We start from the raw sequence: 16136 nt of genomic DNA, 5'->3' as shown, positions 1-16136 counted from the left end.
AGCACCGGGTCACTTCTCCGCGACGAGCGGGTCGATCATCGAGCGGAGCTGCTCGTCGTTGATCGCGACCAGCGCGCGGGCAGCGATCTTGCCCTCCTTGTCGAGGACGATCGTGGAGGGGATGGCCTGCGGGTTGAGCGTGCCCTTGGGGAAGCGGAGCATCAGCTTCCCATCCGGGTCGAAGAGGCTCGGGTAGGTGATCCCGTAAGTCTCCTCGAAGGCGGTCGCGTTCTGCGTGCTGGTGTCGCGGGTGTTGATCCCGACGAAGGCGACGTCCGCGCCGGCGTCGGCGTACTCCTTCGATGCCTTCGCGAAGTACTTGGCCTCGCCGCGGCACGGCGGGCACCAGGAGCCCCACACGTTGAGGACGACGACCTTGCCCTTGAGGGTGGTGGTGTCGAGGGTCTGGCCGTCGACGGTCCCGCCGTCGAGCTTCGGAGCCGCGGCGCGCTCACCGGCGGCGACGGTGGAGATGCCGGTCGGGCCCACGACGTAGTTGCCGCCGGACCCGCCGGAGGGCTTGCCGTCCGCCGAGGTGCAGGACGCCAGGACCAGGACGCCCGCGGCGGTCGCCGCGGTCAGCAGGAGGGCGCGACCGCTGGTCGAGCGGCTGCTGCGTCGACGGACACGTGCGCGGCTAAGGCTCATGTGAAAAGTTTCGCATGAGCAATCCGTCGATCTTCCGCGCCCCCCGGCGCCCTGCCAATGCCCTGGTCAGGCGGTGGCGAGGTAGGCCCCCCAGCCGCCGGCCGGCGACTGACCGGGGGCCAGACCGCGCAGCCGGCCGAGCACCTTGGGGTCCTGGACGTCCAGCCAGTCGGCGAACTGCCGGAAGGATACGAGCCGTACGTCCCTTTTGTCCGCCATGCCCTTGAGGGCTTCCTCGACGGCGTCCATGTAGATGCCGCCGTTCCACTCCTCGAAGTGGTTGCCGATGAAGAGCGGAGCACGGTTCGTCTCGTACGCCCGCCGGAAGCCCCCGAGGTAGGTGGCGGTGGCCTGGGAGCGCCAGCCGGGGTAGTTGGCCGGGACGCCCCTGGTGGTGTTCTTCGACTGGTTGGCGAGGATGTTGTAGTCCATCGACAGCACCTCGAAGGAGTGGCCGGGGAAGGGCAGGGACTGCAGCGGCAGGTCCCAGAGCCCCGACTTCTTCACCGGCCAGGTCTGGAGGCCGCCGGGTGAGCTGGAGTCGTAGCGCCAGCCCAGGCTCCCGGCGGCGGGCAGCAGGCCGTCCCGGCCGAGGAGGCAGGGGGTACGGGCGCCGACGAGCTCCTTGCGGTAGTCGAAGGGCAGCGGCTCCAGGTCGGTGAAGCCGGTGTTCGTGCGCCAGTTGGTGACGAACGACACGGCCTGGTCGATCTCGCTGTGCCAGTCCTCGGGGCTCCAGCGGCCGACGGAGCCCGCCCCGCCGCAGAAGTGGCCGTTGAAGTGGGTCCCCACCTCGTGGCCGTCCAGCCATGCCTCGCGCAGGCACTTCAGGGTGTTGCGGACGTTCTCGTCCTTGAGGTAGCCGATGTCCGAGGCCCCGACGGGGTTGTTCGGCGGCTGGTAGAGGGCCTTCTTCGACTCGGGCAGGAGGTAGAGGCCGGAGAGGAAGAAGGTCATGGCCGCGCCGTGGTCCTTGGCGAGCTTGAGGAAGCGCGGGAAGAGACCGTTGCCGACCTCCCCCGCCCCGTCCCAGCTGAAGACGACGAACTGCGGCGGGGTCTCGCCCGGCTGGAGCGGCACGGGCTTGTCCGGCTGGTTCGGCTGCGGACCGGTATCGGCCGTGGAGCCGTCGCCCATGGCCCTGACCGGAGGTCCGCCCGGGCCGGGAGTGGAGTCCCCCCGCCCCGGGCCGCCCGAACCCGCGCCCCCGAAGCCGCAGCCGGCGATGCCGGCCGCCGCCGTGGCGCCAAGTCCGAGTCCGAGCACTCCCCTTCGACTGAAGTCGCGCATGTCACCGTCCTCGTCGTCCCCCGCCACCCACACGTCAATGCCCATATAAACGGACAATTCGATGAGTTGTGCGGCACTAGAACGGTGATTCCCATGCGACTTGTATTTAATTAGGTAAAGCTGTAACGGTTCGTAACAGACCGTTGATCAAGCGACAAAGCGCTCAGACGATCAGGCGATCAGGCGCCGAACGCCTTCGACTTGCCCTTCACCGGCTTCGCACCCGCCAGCAGGTGCGCCGGGACCAGATCCCGGGCCGGCTCGCTGTAGCCCACCGACACCAGCTTGTCGCCCTGGTACGTGAAGGACGTCAGCGAGGCCAGCGTGCACTGGCGGCGCCGCGGGTCGTGCCACAGCCGGCGCTTCTCCGCGAAGCTGCGCACGATCCAGATCGGCAGCTGGTGGCTGACCGCCACCGCCTCGTGGCCGCGGGCCGCGTCGCGCGCCGTCTCCAGCGCGCTCATCATCCGGACCACCTGCTCGACGTACGGCTCGCCCCAGGACGGCTTGAACGGGTTCGTCAGGTGCTTCCAGTTGCCCGGCTTGCGCAGCGCGCCGTCGCCGACGCCGAAGGTCTTGCCCTCGAAGACGTTGCCCGCCTCCAGCAGCCGCGCGTCCGTGGCCAGGTCCAGACCGTGGCTCTTGGCGATCGGCTCCGCCGTCTCCTGCGCCCGCTCCAGCGGGGAGGCCACCACGTGGGTGATGTCACGGCCCCCCAGGTGCTCGGCGACCCGGTCGGCCATCTGCCGCCCCAGCTCGGACAGGTGGTAGCCCGCGCGGCGCCCGTACAGGATCCCGTCCGGGTTGTGCACCTCACCGTGGCGCACCAGGTGCACGACGGTCAGGTCGGGGGTGCTTCCGGCGGCGTAGTCGGGCGCGCTCATGCGGTGGCCTCCGCGGCGGCCCGGGCGGCGGCCGGCAGCGCGGCCGCGATCCGCTCGACCGCCTGCTCGTCGTGTGCGGTGGAAACGAACCAGGACTCGAAGGCCGACGGCGGCAGGTAGACGCCCTGCGCCAGCATCGAGTGGAAGAACCCGTTGAAGCGGAAGGACTCCTGCTTCTTGGCGTCCTCGTAGTTGCGGACCTCGTCCTCGGTGAAGAAGACGGAGAACATGCTGGATGCGGTCTGCAGCCGGTGCGCCACGCCCTCCTTGGCGAGCGCGGCCGTCACCAGGCCCTGGATCTCCCGCGAGACCGCGCCGACCTTCGCGTACGCCGCCTCGTCGAGCAGCCGCAGCTGCGCGAGACCGGCGGCGGTGGCCACCGGGTTACCCGACAGGGTGCCCGCCTGGTAGACCGGGCCGACGGGCGCGAGGTGGCCCATCACGTCCGCGCGGCCGCCGAAGGCCGCGGCCGGGAAGCCGCCGCCCATGACCTTGCCGAAGGTCATCAGGTCGGGCCGCACCCCGTCCACGCCGTACCAGCCCGCGCGGGAGGTACGGAAACCGGTCATGACCTCGTCGGAGATGTACAGCGCGCCGTCCGCGCGGCACAGGTCGGCGAGCCCCTGGTTGAAGCCCTCCCCCGGCGGCACCACGCCCATGTTGCCGGGCGCGGCCTCGGTGATCACACAGGCGATCTCGCCCGGGTGCGCGGCGAAGGCCGCCCGTACCGCTTCCAGGTCGTTGTAGGGGAGCACGATCGTGTCGCCGGCCTGCGCGCCCGTCACACCGGGGGTGTCCGGCAGCGCGAAGGTCGCGAGACCGGAACCGGCGGCGGCCAGCAGCGCGTCCACGTGACCGTGGTAGCAGCCGGCGAACTTCACGATCTTGGCGCGCCCGGTGAAGCCGCGCGCCAGCCGGATCGCCGACATGGTCGCCTCCGTGCCGGAGGACACCAGGCGCACCTGCTCGACGGGCTCGACGCGCGCGACGATCTCCTCGGCGAGCGCGACCTCGCCCTCACCGGGCGTACCGAAGGAGGTACCGCGGGCGACGGCAGCCTGGACGGCCGCGATCACCTCGGGGTGGGAGTGGCCGAGAATCATCGGTCCCCACGAGCAGACGAGGTCGACGTACTCCCGTCCGTCCGCGTCCGTGAGGTACGGACCGGTGCCGGACACCATGAACCGGGGCGTACCGCCCACGGCGCGGAAGGCGCGCACGGGAGAGTTCACGCCGCCGGGGGTCACGAGGGACGCGCGCTCGAAGAGCGTCTGCGAAACTGGGGCTTCATACGGGTACGGGTAGCTCACACCAGCCATGGTCTCAGAGGCCGCGACAGACTTGCGGACGGGCGTTTCACCGCGCCGCCGCGGGGGAGGTCACTGCCATGATGATCAGGCTGCGTGGCGGGGGCTGCGGGGCCGGGGCAGGTAATACCAGTCGGGTGGAGATATGCAACGCGGTGGTGGACCGGGCGAGGGTACCGACGGCCTGGACCCGCAGCGCGCCCGCGAGGCCCGCGAATCCCGCCGCCGCGGCAAGCACCGCCGCCGCTCCACCGAGGCCGCCGATGCCGTCCCGAACCCACTGGACGCCCCCGACGACCGCCCCAGGGGGCGCGGCATGGGAGTGACGTACAAATACTTCGGCGCCCCCGACGGCGCCACGGCGGCCCGCGTCCCCGTGACGATGCGGCCCGAGGAGCTCGGCGGCGACGAGCTGGGCATGGGCGGCCTCTTCAGCAAGATCAAGCCGGAGACGGTGGCCGCGATGGTCCTCACCGGCATCGAGGGCATACCCCTCCACAAGGTGCCCCCACTGGAACTCGTGGTCCTGCACCCCGACTACGCGGTGGTCAAGCTCCCCATGACCGTGGTCGACCCGCTGCGCGGCATCGGCGAGGAGTCGGTGGGCGCCGCCGCCTTCATCTGGTCCACGGTCCCGGACCGCGGCGGCCCGCGGGACGCGTTCAACGTCTACCAGCTCCTCCACGAGTGGCAGGACTTCTCCCACCGCCTCCACGAGGCGGGCCACCAGCCGTACTGCCTCGTCTGGCCCTGACCGCCCGACCGCCGTTTTCCGCTGCGCGCACCCCGCTCGGCCGGCCGAGCCCCCGCTCCGCGCCCCTCGGGTGCGCCAGGCGGCGCGGGCTCCGCCCGCCGAGCCCCTCCCTCCCTCACGTCCGGCGCCACCCCCTGCCCCAGGCGACGGGGGGGCGGGGTGCGGGGGCGGGCCGGTGGCGGGACCGCGCACGGGACCGGGCACGGGGCCGGGCACGGGACCGGGCGCGGGACCGGACGCCGGACCGGGCACGGGGCCGGGCGGATAACCGGGCGCGGGGGCGCGGTCCCCGGACGTAGCCTCGCCGCATGACGCGAAGAGGGAACCCCGTCCAGGTCCGGCTGACCGCCTGGGCCCCGGAGGACTTCCCGCTGCTGCTGCGCAAGAACTCGGCCGAGATGACGCGGTTCCTCGGCGGGCCGGAGAGCGAGGAGAAGCTCGCCGGCCGCCAGCAGCGGTACGAGGCACTCAGCGCCCGGGAGCCCGCGGCCGGGCGGATGTTCCGGGTCGCCCTCGCGGACACCGCGGAACCGGTCGGCTCGGTCGGCTTCTGGGAGCGGGAGTGGCGGGGCGAGCCGGTGTACGAGGCCGGCTGGGGCGTGCTGCCGGAGTACCAGGGGCGCGGGCTGGCCGTGGCCGCCTTGGCGGAACTCCTGGCCTACGCCCGCACCCACGGCACCCGGTCCGCCGTCCACGCCTTCCCCGGCACGGACCACCCGGCGTCCAACGCGGTGTGCCGCCGGGCGGGCTTCACCTGCCTCGGCGAAGTCGACTTCGAGTACCCGCCCGGCGTCCCCCACCCCAGCCAGAACTGGCGCTACCCCCTGAGCTAGGGCAGCCCGCCAAGGCGGCGCCAGCCGCCGGAGAACGGGCCGGCGGGCAGAGGCCCGGCCCGCGCAACCGCGCGTAATTCGGCCGCGACCACCCTCCGGCAGTGGCATGCTGACCGGGTGAACGGACCCGGCATTCAGCTCACCCTCGCCCCTGAACTGCGCCTCTTCGCCCCGCCCAGCCGGCGTGCGGAACGGGTGCCGACCACGACCGACGGCGCCTCCAGCCTCGGTCACGTCGTCGAATCGGCCGGCGTCCCGCTCACCGAAGTCGGCCGGCTCCTCGTCGACGGACACGAGGTGCCCGTCTCCTACGTCCCCCAAGACGGCCAGTCCGTCGAGGTGTTCGCGGTGGACCGCCCCCAGAACGTCCCCGGCGCCCCCCTCCGCTTCCTCCTCGACGTCCACCTCGGCACCCTCGCCCGCCGCCTACGCCTCCTCGGCGTCGACGCCGCGTACGAGAACGAGGACATCGGCGACCCCGCCCTCGCCACCCGCTCCGCCGCAGAACAGCGCGTCCTGCTCTCCCGCGACCGCGGACTGCTGCGCCGCCGCGAGATCTTCGCCGGTGCCTACGTCTACAGCGACAACCCCGACGAGCAACTGCGCGACATCCTCGGCCGCTTCGCCCCCGCGCTCGCGCCCTGGACCCGCTGCACCGCCTGCAACGGCACGCTCCGCGATGCCGACAAGGACAGCGTCGGCGAGCGCCTGGAAGACGGCACCCAGCGCTCCTACGACGTCTTCGCCCAGTGCGCGGACTGCGAGCGCGTCTACTGGCGCGGCGCGCACCACGCCCGCCTGGAACGCATCGTCGACGAAGCACTCGTCGAATTCGGCCCGGCCTGACCGACCTGGCGTGACCGGCACGGCCTAACCCAGCCCGGCCTGACCCGGCCCGGCCTGCCCGGCACAGCCTGAGCCGGCCCGGCCTGCCCGGCACCACCCGCGCGCCCATCTCATCCCGCGCTGCGAGCATCCGGGAGCCGTCGCCGCCCATCCGACACGAGATGCTGGAGCCGTCTCCGAAAGATCCCAGCGCGTGCCCCGGCGCAGGGGCCCATCCGACCCGGGAAACCGAAACGAGTCTCGCCAACTACCTCTCTCACCCGCCACCTAGTGCTGTCAACGTCACACCCGGCGCCACCCGACCCGGCACGGGCACGGGCCTGGCTCCGCGCTCCGGAGGCCCCCGGCTGGCAGACTGCCGGAGCATGACCGATCCAGCGGAACTGCTCGATGTCGTCGTGGTCGGCGCCGGCCCCACGGGGCTGCTCCTCGCCGGAGACCTCGCCGCCGCCGGGCTCGCCGTCACCCTCGTCGAACGCCGCCCCCGCACCGCCGCCAACCTCACCCGTGCGTTCGCCGTGCACGCGCGCACCCTCGAACTGCTCGATGCCCGCGGCCTCGCCGACGAGCTCGTCTCCACCGGCCGCCGGATCGACCGCGTACGCCCCTTCGAAGGCATGATTCTCTCCCTCCAACGGCTTCGCAGCCGCTATCCGTTCGTCCTCATCACCCCTCAATATGAGACAGAGAAACTGCTGGAGCGTCGTGCGTTGTCCACAGGTGTGGACATCCGATATGACTGCGAACTCGTCGGCCTCCACCAGGACCGGGACAGCGTCACCCTCGACCTCCGCACCACCAGCCCCAACACCCCCGCCCACACCACCCCCTCCGCCCTCACCACCCCCTCCACCCTCCACGCCCGCCATGCGGTCGGCGCCGACGGAGTCCGTTCCACCGTCCGCCAAGCCCTCGGCCTGCCCTTCCCCGGCGCCGAAGCCGTCGTCCGCTCCATGGTCCTCGCCGACGTCCGCCTGACCGACCCGCCCGCGGACCTCCTCGCCGCCAACGGCAACGCCGAAGCCTTCGCCTTCGTCGTCCCCTTCGGCGACGGCTGGTACCGCGTCATCGGCTGGCACCGCGACGGCCGCGCCGCCGACACGGACCCCGTCGGCCTCGACGAGCTCCGCTCCATCGCCCGCACCGCCCTCGGCACCGACCACGGCATGCACGCCCCCCGCTGGATCTCCCGCTTCCACAGCGACGAACGCCAGGTCCCCCACTACCGCTGCGGCCGCGTCTTCCTCGCCGGTGACGCCGCCCACGTCCACTCCCCCGCCGGCGGCCTCGGCATGAACACGGGCCTCCAGGACGCCGCCAACCTCTCCTGGAAGCTCGCCGCCGCCCTCCTCGGCCGGTCCCCCGACCCCGAAGCGCTCCTCGACAGCTACCACCGCGAACGCCACCCCGTCGGCCGCCTCGTCCTGCGCGTCAGCGGCGCCCTCGTCCGCACCGTCACGGCCTCCGGCCCCGCCCGCCGCGCCGGCGGCGTCCTCGCCGCAGTCCTCCCCCACCTCCCCCGCCCCGACGCCCTTCTGGACCGCGCACTCGGCGTGATCTCCGGCGTCGGCCTCTCCTACCCGCCCCCGTCCGGCACCCGCCGCCCCGCCGGCCGCCGCGCCCCCGACCTCGCCCTCGCGGACGGGCACCGGCTCTACGCCGCCCTGCGCACCGGCGGCTTCGTACTGATCACCCCGCCCGGCCCGGCCACCCCGCCCGGCACCCCGCTCACCCACCTGCACTGGCCCGCGGACCGGCCCCGTACCGACTGCGTCCTCGTACGCCCCGACGGGTACGTCGCCTGGAGCGCACCCCGCGCCACCACCCCCGAGCTGGCGGCGGCCGTGGCCTCCTGGCTCCTGCCCGGGGCCGCCGAGCCCCGCGGCCCCGGTACCGGCCCCGGCCCCGGCCCCGGCCCTCAGAAGGCGTAGGCATCACCCGTGTCGAGCGCCAGCACCATGTGCTCGTTGTTCAGGTGGTTCCGGTCCGTCGCCCCGCCGTTCCACCATGTGTCGACCCGCACCACCACCTCCGCCGCCGGCTCCCGCAGCCCCAGCTCCAGCCCGATGTGCCGCCCGCGTCCGTGCAGCGGCAGCGGCCCCGTCTCGCACACCACCTCGCGCAGCCCCGCCCGCGCACAGCCCCCCGCCAGTTCCTGCCGGTCCGCGAGGTCCGCCGACAGCCGCACCCGGACCGTCGTGTTCGCCAGCGCCGCCGGACCGTCGTTCTCCGGGACCAGCCAGATCCGCAGCTTCCCCTGGGACAGGGCGACCCGCCCGTGATACGCCACGTCGGCCTCCGGCCCCGCCCACGCATGGGCTCCCGCCGGCACACTCACGCCGAGCGTCAGCAACCCGGCCACCACCACACTCCGTACGGCACCACGGCGCACCGCCATCACCTCCACGCGCGGAGGCTAGCCAGCACCCGCCCCGCCCGGTCGGACCATCACACGAACGAGGGCGCGCCCACCCCCATCTGCCCACGCCCCGGCACCCCGGCACCGCGGCGCCCGGCCCCCGGCCCCCCGCCTACCTTTGAGCCATGCTCATCGCCCGCTCCGCCTCCCTCTTCGCCCTCGCCGCCCTCCTGGAGATCGGCGGCGCCTGGCTCGTCTGGCAGGGCGTACGCGAACACAAGGGCTGGGCCTGGATCGGCGCCGGAGTCATCGCCCTCGGCCTCTACGGCTTCGTCGCCACCCTCCAGCCCCAGGGCGACTTCGCCCGCGTCCTCGCCGCCTACGGCGGCGTCTTCGTCGCCGGCTCCCTGGTCTGGGGCGCTGTCGCCGACGGCTACCGCCCCGACCGCTGGGACATCGCCGGAGCCCTCGTCTGCCTGGCCGGCATGGCCTTGATCATGTACGCCCCGCGCGGCCGGTGAGCGACCCCGCCCGCGCCTATGCTGGCGGGGAACCGCCCGTACGGATGACCGAATCACCGAATCACCGAATGACGGAACGACCGCCCGAGCACCAGCGAGGAGCCCGCACATGAGCACGGCCACCCGAACCGCCGTAGTCACCGGCGCGAGCAGCGGCATCGGCGCGGCCACCGCCCGGCAACTCGCCGTAGCCGGCTACCACGTCGTCCTCACCGCCCGTCGCAAGGACCGCATCGAGGCCCTCGCCGCCGAGATCACCGCGGCAGGCCACTCCGCCGCGGCCCACGCCCTCGACGTCACCGACCGCGCCGCCGTCGACGCCTTCGCCGCGTCCCTGGAGCGCTGCGACGTACTCGTCAACAACGCCGGCGGCGCCATCGGAGCCGAGCCCGTCGCCACCGGCGACCCCGCCGACTGGCGCACGATGTACGAGGTCAACGTCATCGGCACCCTCCACGTCACCCAGGCCCTGCTCCCCGCCCTCACGGCCTCCGGCGACGGCACGGTCGTCGTGCTCTCCTCCACCGCCGGCCACTCGACGTACGAGGGCGGAGCCGGCTACGTCGCCGCCAAGAACGGCGCCCGCGTCCTCGCCGAGACCCTCCGCCTGGAGATCGTCGGCCAGCCCGTACGCGTCATCGAGATCGCCCCGGGCATGGTCAAGACCGAGGAGTTCGCCACCACGCGCTTCCGCGGCGACACCGAGAAGGCGGAGAAGGTCTACGCGGGCGTCGCCGCACCGCTCTCCGCCGACGACGTGGCCGACACCATCACCTGGGCGGTGACCCGACCCAGCCACGTCAACATCGACCTCCTGGTGGTGCGCCCCCGCGCCCAGGCGTCGAACACGAAGGTCCACCGCGACCTGGGCCTGTAGGGCACGGACCGTACGGGCCCGCCCGCACCGGCCCGACGGCCTCCTCGGCGCTCAGAGCAGACCGGCCGCCTTCAGGTGCGGCATGAGGGCCGCCGGCTTCAGCCCGGCGGCCCTCGCCGCGTCCAGTGCCCGCCGCAGATCCGCGGCCAGCGTCGGTGTGAAGTGCAGCAGCACGATGTCACCGCTCTTGAGCCGCGGCGTCGCCGGCGTACCGCTCCAGGTCGTGAAGTCGTGCGTCCAGGTGATCACGGCCTGCACCCCGCACGCCTTGGCCGCGAGCCGCACGTCGTCATTGAGGACCCCGTACGGCGGCCGCAGCAGCTTCGGCTGCCTGCCGAAGGCCGCCTCCAGCTGCTCTCCCGCCCCGCACACCTCCGCGTCTTTGCCGGCCGCGTCGAGCGCGGTCAGGTCCGGGTGGCTGACGGTGTGGTTCTCGACGGTCACCCGCCCCTGCTCGGCGAGGGTGGTGAAGTACCCCGTGTCGTACGCGGTAGCCCCCGGCAGCAGGAACAACGACGCCGGCACCCGCTGTTCCAGCAGGATCCGGGCCGCCTCCGGGTCGTGGTTCCAGCCGTCGTCGATCGTGATGAACACGACCTTCTCCTGCGTCGGTACGTGCGACACGACGGGCGGCAGCCCCACCCCGGGCCGCCCGCCCCCGGCCTCGGCGGCGGCGGCGGCCGGACCGTCCCCCTCCCCGGCCCCGGCCTGAGCGGATCCGGCGGCCCCGAGGGCGAGCGACAACGACGCGAGCGCGGCAAGAAGCACGCGAGATCTCCCCATGCGGCCCACCTTGGTCTAGACCAACTCCGTCCGTCAATCCCCGGACACCCACTTTCCGTACCGACCAACTCTCCGTCGACACAGTCCAGTTGTCGCTGAAACGGGGAGGCCCGGACCGTCCCGGTCCGGGCCTCCCCGTTTCACCATTCGCCTACGGGCTCAGCCCTTGATACAGATGACCTGCTTCAACTTCGCCACGACCTGCACCAGGTCGGTCTGCTGGTCGATGACCTGCTCGATCGACTTGTACGCTCCCGGGATCTCGTCCACGACGCCCGAGTCCTTGCGGCACTCGACGCCCTTGGTCTGTTCCACCAGGTCCTTCGCCGAGAACCGCTTCTTCGCCGCCGTCCGGCTCATCTTCCGGCCCGCCCCGTGCGAGGCCGAGTTGAAGGACTTCTCGTTGCCGAGCCCCTTCACGATGTACGAGCCCGTGCCCATCGAGCCCGGGATGATCCCGTAGTCACCGCTGCCGGCGCGGATCGCGCCCTTGCGGGTGACCAGCAGGTCCATGCCGTCGTAGCGCTCTTCCGACACGTAATTGTGGTGGCAGCTGATCTCCCGGCCGAAGGACACCTTCGCCTTCCGGAACTCCTTCCGGAAGACCTCCTTGAAGAGGCTCATCATCACGGCCCGGTTGAACTTCGCGTACTCCTGCGCCCAGAAGAGGTCGTTGCGGTACGCCTCCATCTCCGGAGTGGCCGCGAGGAAGACCGCGAGGTCCCGGTCGACGAGTCCCTGGTTGTGGGACAGCCCACGCGCCACGTTGATGTGGAAGTCGGCCAGCTCGTTGCCGATGTTCCGCGATCCGGAGTGCAGCATGAGCCACACAGAACCGGACACATCTACACATACTTCCACAAAATGGTTGCCGGTCCCGAGGCTCCCCATTTGCCGCATCGCCCGGTCCCGCCGGTACTTCACGGCGTCCGCGATGTAGTCGAACCGCTCCCACAGGTCGCCGAACCCCGCGTCCGTGAACCCGTGAAGGCGCTCCGGGTCCACCGCCTCGCGGTGCATGCCGGCCCCCACCGGGATCACCCGCTCGATCTTCGACCGCAGGACCGACAGGTCCCCCGGGAGGTCGTTCGCCGTCAGGGACGTCTTGACCGCCGACATTCCGCAGCCGATGTCCACGCCCACCGCCGCCGGGCAGACCGCGTCCTTCATCGCGATGACGGAACCGACCGTCGCACCCTTGCCGTAGTGGACGTCCGGCATGACGGCGAGACCCTTGATCCATGGGAGGGTGGCGACGTTGCGGAGCTGCTGCATCGCACTGTCCTCGACCGACGCGGGGTCGGTCCACATCCGGATCGGAACCTTCGCCCCGGGTACCTCTACATACGACATAACGCCTCAATCCCCCGAAAACCACAGAAAAGTCTGAATACGCAAAAAGCCTCGCTCTTGATCCCGAATGCGACAGGGGACCGGCGCCGGCACCAGCGTGTGCGATAGACATTGTGTCCACCCGCGCCCGAAGCGCGGCAACGTATTTTCCTGACCGTCGGGGCCATCGGGGCAGTCGGTCGAAGGGAGCCATGGGACGTGCAGCGCAAGTCGGTACGGGAACTCCTGCCAGGCATCGCCATGCTGACCGCGCTCGCGGCCGGCGTCACCGGTCTCGCCGGGTGCACGGGCGGGAGCGGCACGGGGACCGCGAACGACGACAAGCCCGGCGGCAACGTCCCCGCGCCCGCACAGCCGGGTAAGTACCGGAGCCTGCCCGCCCCCTGCAAGGCCGTCGACGCCAAGCGGCTCAAGGCCTTGCTCCCGGCCGCCGACAGCCTGCCCCCGGCCGAGCGGGACCAGCTGTACGCGGGGGCGGCGGCCGCCTCGTACGACGGCGACCGGCGCGTGGGCTGCCGCTGGACCGCGCAGAGCGCCGAGGAGACGCGGCTGCTGTCGGTCGGCTTCGAGCGCGTGGTGTCGTACGACCGGGCCACCGCGAGCGACGACGACAAGGCGCGGCAGGTCTTCGTACGTCAGCTGACCGACGCGAAGCTGCCCTTCCCCGGGCCGGTCCCGACGCCCACGGCCCCCACGGGAACCCCGGCGGCCAATCCCGCGCCGACCCCCAGCCCGACGCCACCGGCCGCGAACCCGGCGCCTCCCGGCAGCCCCGCACCCGGCAGCCCCTCGTCCCCCGCCGGCCCCACCCCCGGCGCGTCCCCCACCGAGCTGGGATCCCGCGTACTGACGGGGCTCGGCAACGAGGCGTTCCTGGACGACAAGCTGAGCGCGGCGGGGGCCACCGCGGCTCAGACGCGCACGGTGCGGATTGTGTTCCGTACCTCGAATGTCATCGTCACCGTCGAGTACAGCGTGCAGCCCGCACTGCCCGGCACGGTCCCGCCCAGCACCGAAACCCAGGACAGGGCGCGGCAGTTGGCGGCGGATCTGGTCGAGCGGTTGAACGAGTGAGAGGGGCGTCCCGCGGCGCGGAGTGACGGCGCGCACAGCAGACGAGCGCCGGGTCGGGCTACCGTTGCCCCGGTCCGCCGTCCGAAGAAGTCAGACAAACGCACTGAAGGAAACATGCACCGATCAGCCTCGCGCCTCTCCCGCGTTCTCGCCTGCGCAGCCGTCCCGGTGATCCTCACCGTCGCGGGCTGCTCGTCCGATTCGGGCAAGGCCTCGGGCTCGAACGACGGCAAGAAGTCCGGTTCCTCCGCGTCTGCCAAGCCGAGCGCCAAGCCTTCGCCGACCCTGGAGAAGGCGGCCTACGCGGCGCTGCCGGAGCCCTGCAAGGCGGTCCAGGCGACGACGATCGGCACGCTCGTGCCGGAGGCCAAGGACAAGAACGGTACGGCGACGAAGTCGAACGACCTGGCCAGCCGTGCCAGCTGCTCCTGGAACGGTCTGGACGAGGACGGTCTGAAGGGCTCGCAGTACCGCTGGCTCTCGATCTCCCTCTTCCGCTACGACTCGCACGCCTCGCTCGGCTCCGCGAACAAGCGCGCCGAGGACCAGTACAACAAGCAGGTCGAGACCGCGAAGGCGACCGAGGGCGCGCAGAACGTGAAGGCCGAGCCGGCCGGCGGCATCGGCGAGCAGGGCACGTCGGTGGTGTTCACGTCGAAGAAGGACGTCGACTTCTTCAACACCACGATCGTGGCGCGCACGCAGAACGTGGTCGTCACGATCGACTACAACGGTGCGGCGTACGAGGGTGCCGGCGCCCCGGACCAGGCGAAGCTGCTCCAGGACGCCATCACGGCGGCGAAGGAGACCGTGGCCTCGGTCGACACGGCCAACCAGCAGAAGGCGCCGGAGCAGCCGACGGAGCAGTCCCCGTCGGCGCAGTCCTCGTCGGCGCAGTCCCCGTCGGCGCAGCCCCAGCAGTAGCGGCACCGGCGGCCCGCGGGCCCAGCGCGGCCTCCGCGGCCGCCGCCGGGCCTGCGGACCGCCGCGGCGGGGCCTACCGGAGCACTGACATCCAGTCACCCGTACGCTGTGCCTGCCGCGGCTTGGTAAAGACGCGGTAAGTGGTCGGTAAGTGCTCGACAAGGGGAGGGGATCGCGGTGGCCGCGATGGAGCTGACTCGTACGCACCGGATACTCATCGGCATCGTGGTCGCCGGAGCCGTCGTCATCGCGGGGATCGGGTTCGCGGGCTCGTACTCCGCCGTGCGCACGCTCGCCCTGCAGAAGGGCTTCGGCAGCTTCTCGCTGGTGTTCCCGATCGGCATCGATGCCGGGATCTGCGTGCTGCTGGCGCTGGACCTGCTGCTGACGTGGATGCGGATACCGTTCCCGCTCCTGCGTCAGACGGCGTGGCTGCTGACGGCGGCGACGATCGCCTTCAACGGTGCCGCGTCCTGGCCCGACCCGCTCGGCGTCGGCATGCACGCGGTGATCCCGATCCTGTTCGTGGTGACGGTCGAGGCCGCCCGGCACGCGGTGGGCCGGATCGCGGACATCACCGCGGACCGGCACATGGAGGGCGTCCGCATCACGCGGTGGGTGCTCTCCCCGATCCCCACGTTCAAGCTGTGGCGCCGGATGAAGCTGTGGGAACTGCGTTCCTACGAGCAGGCCGTCGCCATGGAGCAGGACCGCCTGATCTACCAGGCGCGGCTCCAGGCACGGTACGGGCGCGCCTGGCGGCGCAAGGCCCCGGTGGCGGCGCTGATGCCGCTGCGGCTGGCCCGGATCGGCGTACCGCTGGCGCACACCGCCCCGGAGGGCCTCGCCGCGGCCGGCATCGACCCGGCACTGCTGGCCCCGGCGCAGCAGTCGGCCGCATCAGCCACGTACGCCGCGTCCGCCACCCCCGCGGTGACCCCGGCCGGGTCCGCCCCCGCGCTGGAGACGGCGGCGGCCCACGCGCAGGCCCAGGCCGAAGCGCAGTCCCAGGCACAGACCGAAGCACAGGCCCAGGCCCAAGCCCAGGCCCAGCAAGGGCAGCCAGGCCAGCAGCTCCAGCCGCAGCTCCCGGAGACCTCCGCGCAGGCGGCCGCCGCGGCTGCCGCCGCCCATGCCCCGCCGCCCTTCGCGGTGGACCCGACGGCCATGCCGGCCGCCCACAACAGCGCCTGGTTCGCCGCGCCGCTGGCCCCGCAGGCGGCGTACGAGGGCGGCTACAACCCCCAGTACGTCGAGGGCCTCGAGCCCATTCCGGTGATGCCCCCGACGGGCCCGGAGGAGCCGCGGCAGCAGTCCCCGCAGCCGGACCTGCCGATCCCGGGCCCGCGCCAGGATGCCCCCGCGGTTTCCGGGGCCCCCGAGGCCGCCGCCGCGCCCGCCGCACCCGCCGCGCCCGAACCGGTGGAGCCGGCGCAGTCGCCCGACGAGGCCGAGTTCGCCGACATCGCGTACAAGGTGTTCGTCGCGCTCGTCGACGAGCAGAGCGACTTCCCGACCCCCGAGGCGCTCGACATACACCTCTCCGACGGTTACGGCGTGACCCACCCGCGCAGCGGCTCGCTGCTGCGCCGGATGATCCCCGCGTTCAAGCAGCGGTACCAGAAGGAGCTGGAAGCCGAGCACATCGCGTAGGCGACGGCCGGGTCGAGCATGCGGAAGCCC

16 protein-coding genes are annotated in these 16136 nt (G+C 72.2%); 9 read left to right on the top strand and 7 right to left on the bottom strand.

All coding sequences use genetic code 11. From position 1 onward, the window contains the following. Window positions 1-9: 9 nt before the first annotated feature. From OTB16_RS29430 to hemL, 4 genes are all read right to left on the bottom strand, one after another. On the bottom strand, window positions 10-648 hold the full coding sequence (locus OTB16_RS29430) for a TlpA family protein disulfide reductase (RefSeq protein ID WP_267723983.1): 639 nt from the start codon (window positions 646-648) through the stop codon (window positions 10-12). A gap of 66 nt (window positions 649-714) precedes the next feature. Further along, window positions 715-1938 carry a polysaccharide deacetylase family protein gene (locus tag OTB16_RS29425; protein ID WP_267724142.1) on the bottom strand — a complete coding sequence of 408 codons (1224 nt, stop codon included), beginning with the start codon at window positions 1936-1938 and terminating at the stop codon, window positions 715-717. Window positions 1939-2117: 179 nt separating this feature from the next. Next, window positions 2118-2822 (bottom strand): histidine phosphatase family protein, encoded by a 705-nt coding sequence (locus OTB16_RS29420; RefSeq protein WP_267723981.1) that lies wholly within the window; start codon window positions 2820-2822, stop codon window positions 2118-2120. After that, window positions 2819-4141, bottom strand: a complete 1323-nt coding sequence (gene hemL / locus OTB16_RS29415; protein WP_267723979.1) for a glutamate-1-semialdehyde 2,1-aminomutase — start codon at window positions 4139-4141, stop codon at window positions 2819-2821. The genes OTB16_RS29420 and hemL overlap by 4 nt, the downstream gene beginning before the upstream one ends. Window positions 4142-4445: 304 nt before the next feature. Here hemL and OTB16_RS29410 point away from each other — a divergent pair, with 304 nt between their 5' ends. The 4 genes from OTB16_RS29410 to OTB16_RS29395 all read left to right on the top strand — a co-directional run bounded on the left by OTB16_RS29410 (window position 4446) and on the right by OTB16_RS29395 (window position 8493). Continuing rightward, window positions 4446-4883, top strand: a complete 438-nt coding sequence (locus OTB16_RS29410; protein WP_267724140.1) for a hypothetical protein — start codon at window positions 4446-4448, stop codon at window positions 4881-4883. Window positions 4884-5191: 308 nt separating this feature from the next. Continuing rightward, window positions 5192-5716 (top strand): GNAT family N-acetyltransferase, encoded by a 525-nt coding sequence (locus OTB16_RS29405; protein ID WP_267723977.1) that lies wholly within the window; start codon window positions 5192-5194, stop codon window positions 5714-5716. Between the two features lie 117 nt (window positions 5717-5833). Next, window positions 5834-6562, top strand: a complete 729-nt coding sequence (locus OTB16_RS29400) for a Mut7-C RNAse domain-containing protein (RefSeq protein WP_267723975.1) — start codon at window positions 5834-5836, stop codon at window positions 6560-6562. 365 nt (window positions 6563-6927) lie between these two features. After that, window positions 6928-8493: an FAD-dependent monooxygenase gene (locus OTB16_RS29395; RefSeq protein ID WP_267723973.1), complete on the top strand. Its 1566-nt coding sequence runs from the start codon at window positions 6928-6930 to the stop codon at window positions 8491-8493. Here OTB16_RS29395 and OTB16_RS29390 read toward each other — a convergent pair. Continuing rightward, window positions 8481-8960, bottom strand: coding sequence for a hypothetical protein (locus OTB16_RS29390; RefSeq protein WP_267724138.1), 480 nt, complete (start codon window positions 8958-8960; stop codon window positions 8481-8483). The genes OTB16_RS29395 and OTB16_RS29390 overlap by 13 nt on opposite strands. Before the next feature lie 146 nt (window positions 8961-9106). On the opposite strand from OTB16_RS29390, the gene OTB16_RS29385 reads away from it, so the two are divergent. Together OTB16_RS29385 and OTB16_RS29380 are read left to right on the top strand one after the other, a co-directional pair. Further along, window positions 9107-9442, top strand: a complete 336-nt coding sequence (locus OTB16_RS29385) for a YnfA family protein (RefSeq protein ID WP_267723971.1) — start codon at window positions 9107-9109, stop codon at window positions 9440-9442. A 109-nt stretch (window positions 9443-9551) separates the two neighbouring features. Beyond that, a complete protein-coding gene (locus OTB16_RS29380) occupies window positions 9552-10319 on the top strand; it encodes an SDR family NAD(P)-dependent oxidoreductase (RefSeq protein ID WP_267723970.1) in 768 nt (255 codons plus the stop codon). A 51-nt stretch (window positions 10320-10370) separates the two neighbouring features. On the opposite strand, the gene OTB16_RS29375 is transcribed toward OTB16_RS29380, so the two are convergent. Further along, the gene (locus OTB16_RS29375) at window positions 10371-11102 is read right to left on the bottom strand and encodes a polysaccharide deacetylase family protein (RefSeq protein ID WP_267723968.1); all 732 of its coding nucleotides are present in this window, start codon (window positions 11100-11102) and stop codon (window positions 10371-10373) included. Between the two features lie 159 nt (window positions 11103-11261). Continuing rightward, window positions 11262-12455 (bottom strand): RtcB family protein, encoded by a 1194-nt coding sequence (locus tag OTB16_RS29370; protein ID WP_267723966.1) that lies wholly within the window; start codon window positions 12453-12455, stop codon window positions 11262-11264. A 198-nt stretch (window positions 12456-12653) separates the two neighbouring features. Here OTB16_RS29370 and OTB16_RS29365 point away from each other — a divergent pair, with 198 nt between their 5' ends. From OTB16_RS29365 to OTB16_RS29355, 3 genes are all read left to right on the top strand, one after another. Next, on the top strand, window positions 12654-13529 hold the full coding sequence (locus OTB16_RS29365) for a DUF3558 domain-containing protein (RefSeq protein ID WP_267723964.1): 876 nt from the start codon (window positions 12654-12656) through the stop codon (window positions 13527-13529). A 114-nt stretch (window positions 13530-13643) separates the two neighbouring features. Beyond that, window positions 13644-14453, top strand: coding sequence for a DUF3558 domain-containing protein (locus OTB16_RS29360; protein ID WP_267723962.1), 810 nt, complete (start codon window positions 13644-13646; stop codon window positions 14451-14453). Window positions 14454-14630: 177 nt separating this feature from the next. Continuing rightward, a complete protein-coding gene (locus OTB16_RS29355; protein ID WP_267723960.1) occupies window positions 14631-16106 on the top strand; it encodes a DUF2637 domain-containing protein in 1476 nt (491 codons plus the stop codon). Window positions 16107-16136: the final 30 nt, after the last annotated feature.

It is taken from the genome of Streptomyces antarcticus (assembly GCF_026627255.1).
GTDB lineage: Bacteria > Actinomycetota > Actinomycetes > Streptomycetales > Streptomycetaceae > Streptomyces > Streptomyces antarcticus.
Note: the sequence above shows the minus strand (reverse complement) of the source record. Positions and strands in the feature narration are given on the sequence as shown.

Excerpts from the sequence above, each read along its gene's own strand:
- OTB16_RS29430 (WP_267723983.1), bottom strand. The coding sequence starts at position 648 with ATGAGCCTTAGCCGCGCACGTGTCCGTCGACGCAGCAGCCGCTCGACC.
- OTB16_RS29425 (WP_267724142.1), bottom strand. The coding sequence starts at position 1,938 with ATGCGCGACTTCAGTCGAAGGGGAGTGCTCGGACTCGGACTTGGCGCC.
- OTB16_RS29420 (WP_267723981.1), bottom strand. The coding sequence starts at position 2,822 with ATGAGCGCGCCCGACTACGCCGCCGGAAGCACCCCCGACCTGACCGTC.
- hemL (WP_267723979.1), bottom strand. The coding sequence starts at position 4,141 with ATGGCTGGTGTGAGCTACCCGTACCCGTATGAAGCCCCAGTTTCGCAG.
- OTB16_RS29410 (WP_267724140.1), top strand. The coding sequence starts at position 4,446 with ATGGGAGTGACGTACAAATACTTCGGCGCCCCCGACGGCGCCACGGCG.
- OTB16_RS29405 (WP_267723977.1), top strand. The coding sequence starts at position 5,192 with ATGACGCGAAGAGGGAACCCCGTCCAGGTCCGGCTGACCGCCTGGGCC.
- OTB16_RS29395 (WP_267723973.1), top strand. The coding sequence starts at position 6,928 with ATGACCGATCCAGCGGAACTGCTCGATGTCGTCGTGGTCGGCGCCGGC.
- OTB16_RS29390 (WP_267724138.1), bottom strand. The coding sequence starts at position 8,960 with ATGGCGGTGCGCCGTGGTGCCGTACGGAGTGTGGTGGTGGCCGGGTTG.
- OTB16_RS29385 (WP_267723971.1), top strand. The coding sequence starts at position 9,107 with ATGCTCATCGCCCGCTCCGCCTCCCTCTTCGCCCTCGCCGCCCTCCTG.
- OTB16_RS29380 (WP_267723970.1), top strand. The coding sequence starts at position 9,552 with ATGAGCACGGCCACCCGAACCGCCGTAGTCACCGGCGCGAGCAGCGGC.
- OTB16_RS29375 (WP_267723968.1), bottom strand. The coding sequence starts at position 11,102 with ATGGGGAGATCTCGCGTGCTTCTTGCCGCGCTCGCGTCGTTGTCGCTC.
- OTB16_RS29370 (WP_267723966.1), bottom strand. The coding sequence starts at position 12,455 with ATGTCGTATGTAGAGGTACCCGGGGCGAAGGTTCCGATCCGGATGTGG.
- OTB16_RS29360 (WP_267723962.1), top strand. The coding sequence starts at position 13,644 with ATGCACCGATCAGCCTCGCGCCTCTCCCGCGTTCTCGCCTGCGCAGCC.